The sequence below is a fragment of the Streptomyces sp. NPDC057654 genome, from assembly GCF_042800135.1.
GTDB lineage: Bacteria > Actinomycetota > Actinomycetes > Streptomycetales > Streptomycetaceae > Streptomyces.
Genome location: NZ_JBHVHQ010000934.1, coordinates 1 through 3,232 on the forward strand (window position 1 = coordinate 1; position 3,232 = coordinate 3,232).

Genomic DNA, 3,232 nt, shown 5'->3' on the forward strand with positions numbered 1-3,232 from the left:
GCCGACGAGGTCTTCGAGGCAGGGGGCGGCGACGGTCTCCAGTAGCGCCTCGGGGGTGGGGAAGTGCCGGTAGACGGTGGCGACCCCGAGGCCGGCCCGGTGTGCGACATCGTTGAGCTGCAAGGGCGTGCCCTGGTCGACGAGGGCACGGGCGGTCGTGACGATCCGTTCCCAGTTGCGGGCGGCGTCCTTGCGCAGCGGTGCGGTCGTCATGGGAAGTGTCCAGGTTGCTCGTCTTGGTTCGCGGGCCGGTCAGGTGATCATATGCGGACGTCTCCGGGCGGGCGGGGGGCTTCGGGCGGGGGTCAGGCTGCCTGGTCTGCCAGGTCGTCGAGCTCCGGGGGCGCAGCAGGGGTGGGGGTGGTGCCCGCGCCAGGCCCTGGCTCATCCGAGGTGCTCGGTGTTCGCCGGGGCGGCCACAGGTGCGTGGGCCTGGCTGAGCCTGCGTACGGCATCGGTGACGCGGGCGTTGGTCGCGGCGCGGAACGGGGCGACGGGATCGGCCGAGGAGCCGATGACGAGCCCGGTCCGGCCGGTCAGCGCGGGGTCGGTGGCGGCGGTGATCGAGGGCCGGGCGGCCGCGGATGCGGAGCCGGAGGTGGAGCGTTCGAACAGCCGGCGCACCAGCGGCCACAACAGCCGCAGCGGCGGAGAGACGATCTTCGGGTCGGACATGGTGCCGTTGGTCATGTCGGTCGCGGCGCCACCGGGATCGGCGGCGAAGACCGAGACGCCCGTTCCCTGTAGCCGCTTCGCCAGGTCGAGCGTGTAGGCGAGGTTGGCCAGCTTGGCGCGCCCGTACCAGTGGAAGGCGTAGTAGCCGCCCGGCGGCTCGATGCCGTCGAACACCCGCCGGGCGGCGGCGACCGCGGCCGAGGTCACGTTCACGACCCGGCTGGGCGCCCCTGCCGTGAGCGTGGGCAGCAGCAGCTCGGTCAGCAGGTACGGCGACAGGTGATTGACCACGAACGACGCTTCGACGCCGTCGATGTGCTGCCGCCGGGTGAACATCGCCCCCACGTTGTTGACCAGTACCGTCAACGGTTCCCCCGACGCCGCGTGCTCGGCGGCGAGCGTGTCGGCCAGCGTGCGGACCTGGTCGAGCGAAGCCAGGTCGGCGGAGAGGAACCGGCCGGGGTGGGCGGGTCGCTCCGCGTTGATCCGCTCGACTGCCCTGGCACCACGGTCGGCGTCGCGGCCGATCACGGTGACGGCGAATCCCGCATCGGCCAGCCCCAGTGCCGTCTCCAGGCCGATGCCGCCCGTGCCGGCCGTGACCACGGCTGTCTTCGTCATGAGCTCCTCCACCCCAATAATCGGATAGGTCATCCGTTTAAGCGGGACGGTAACACAACCGGATGACCTATCCGGTTGCGGGTCTCGGCTCCACCCTCGCCACCCTCGCCACGGCCGGTCGGCCGGCCGACCGGCCAGACCACGCCGGAACTCGCCGGGGTATGGCGGCGGAATATCCGCGTGTCGCCTGCGGTTTGCGTCCGCTGACGACCGAACAGCCGATCAAGCGAGGGGCGCCTCATGTCGATCGAATCCGTACCGCAGGGAACCGTGGCCGAGGGCTTCGAACCGGTCCGCGAGGTGTTCGCGGCCACCTTGGCCGAGGAACGCGAGGGCCACGCCGCGCAGTTGGCCGCCTACGTCGACGGCCGCAGGGTCGTGGACCTGTGGGGCGGCCCGGAGATCACCGCCGACTCCCTCGTCGGAGTCTTCTCCTCCACCAAGGGCGCCGCGCACCTCACCGTCGCCCTGCTCGTCCAGGACGGCACGCTCGATCTCGACGAGAAGGTCAGCCACTACTGGCCCGAGTTCGCCGCCGAGGGCAAGGCCGGCATCACCTTGCGCGACCTCCTCGCCCACCGCTCCGGGGTGATCGGGGCCGACGACGGCTTCTCCCTGGAGGAGCTCGCCGACGACCGCCGCATCGCCGCGCGGCTGGCCGTGCAGCGCCCGTACTGGCGGCCCGGCACGGCCTTCGGCTACCACGCCCTGGTCATCGGCGCACTCACCGGCGAGGTCGTGCGGCGCGTCACGGGCCTGACGATGCAGGAGTTCTACGAGGCCCGCATCCGCGCCCCGTACGGTCTCGACTTCTACATGGGCCTGCCCGAGTCGCAGGAGCACCGGGTGCTGACGACCCTGCCGGCGGACCCGACGCCCGAGCAGCAGCGCGAACTGGACGCGGCGGCGACCGGCCCGGAGAGCCTGACCGGCATAGCCTTCAATGAACACGCCGCGGACGCCGTCCCCCTCGACACACTGCCCAACTTCCGCGCCGTCCGTGCCGGAGGCCCCGCTTCCGTCGGCGGCATGGCCTCCGCGCGGGGCCTGGCGGAGATGTACGCGGCCGCCATCGGCGAATTCGACGGCAAGCCCCCGCTCCTCAAGCCCGACACGGCGGCGGAGTTCGCGCAGCTCCACTCCGTCGGCTACGACCTGGTGGCCCGCCAGCACGAGTCCTTCGGCCTGGGCTTCCAGGCGGAGGCCGACATCTACCCCTTCCTGGGCGCCGGGTCCTTCGGCCACGCGGGCGCGGCGGGCTCAGTGGCCTTCGCCGACCCCCGAGCCGCCCTGTCCTTCGGCTACAGCCGCCGGCGCTGCGCCGCCCTGGGAGGCGACACCCCGGAAGCCGGCCGCCTGGCAAAGGCGGTACGAGACTGCGTGGCCTAGGTTTCCCGGCCCGCCTCGGCCTCCACCCACTCAGAATAGCGTGCATGCCGCACGCATATGTGTGTTACGGTATCCAACATGCGTGCACATCGCACGCACCTGGGGGGGGTGGGACACGAGAGGAAATCCGTTATGCACCGCACCGAGATCACCGCCGCACTCACCGATCTGATCTTCAATCCGGGACTCGATCTCCATGAGGCCGCCGACCGGCATTTCGCCCCCGACTACCGTCAGCGCACCGACGGGCGCTGGGACGACCGCGACGCCTTCCTCGATCACATCGCCCATCTGCGCGGCATCGTGGCCGAAGGCTCCGTCGAAGTCCATGACGAGCTGTACGACGGCGTCCGCTACGCCGACCGGCACACGGTCCACATCACCAAGACGGACGGTTCCACCGTGCGCACCGAGGTCTACCTGTTCGGCGAGTTCGCACCCGACGGCCGCTTTCGTCGCATCGAGGAGGTAACACTCATGATCGAAGGCGCCGAAGCCGACCGGAATCTGGGCAGCGCCCGCTGAACGGAGGGGACGGCAGGAAACC

At 70.9% G+C, this 3,232-nt stretch carries 4 protein-coding genes; 2 read left to right on the top strand and 2 right to left on the bottom strand.

The window, feature by feature from the left end; genetic code table 11:
- Window positions 1–213, bottom strand: a 213-nt coding sequence (locus ACFU99_RS38520) for a TetR/AcrR family transcriptional regulator (RefSeq protein ID WP_384401828.1), incomplete at its 3' end; no start/stop codon positions are given.
- 171 nt (window positions 214–384) lie between these two features.
- Entirely contained in the window at window positions 385–1,296 is a 912-nt protein-coding gene (locus ACFU99_RS38525) for an SDR family NAD(P)-dependent oxidoreductase (protein ID WP_384401831.1), read from the bottom strand.
- Between the two features lie 240 nt (window positions 1,297–1,536).
- Here ACFU99_RS38525 and ACFU99_RS38530 point away from each other — a divergent pair, with 240 nt between their 5' ends.
- Together ACFU99_RS38530 and ACFU99_RS38535 are read left to right on the top strand one after the other, a co-directional pair.
- The gene (locus ACFU99_RS38530; protein WP_384401834.1) at window positions 1,537–2,685 is read left to right on the top strand and encodes a serine hydrolase domain-containing protein; all 1,149 of its coding nucleotides are present in this window, start codon (window positions 1,537–1,539) and stop codon (window positions 2,683–2,685) included.
- 132 nt (window positions 2,686–2,817) lie between these two features.
- Window positions 2,818–3,210: a nuclear transport factor 2 family protein gene (locus tag ACFU99_RS38535; RefSeq protein WP_384401837.1), complete on the top strand. Its 393-nt coding sequence runs from the start codon at window positions 2,818–2,820 to the stop codon at window positions 3,208–3,210.
- Window positions 3,211–3,232: the final 22 nt, after the last annotated feature.

Excerpts from the sequence above, each read along its gene's own strand:
- ACFU99_RS38525 (WP_384401831.1), bottom strand. The coding sequence starts at position 1,296 with ATGACGAAGACAGCCGTGGTCACGGCCGGCACGGGCGGCATCGGCCTG.
- ACFU99_RS38530 (WP_384401834.1), top strand. The coding sequence starts at position 1,537 with ATGTCGATCGAATCCGTACCGCAGGGAACCGTGGCCGAGGGCTTCGAA.
- ACFU99_RS38535 (WP_384401837.1), top strand. The coding sequence starts at position 2,818 with ATGCACCGCACCGAGATCACCGCCGCACTCACCGATCTGATCTTCAAT.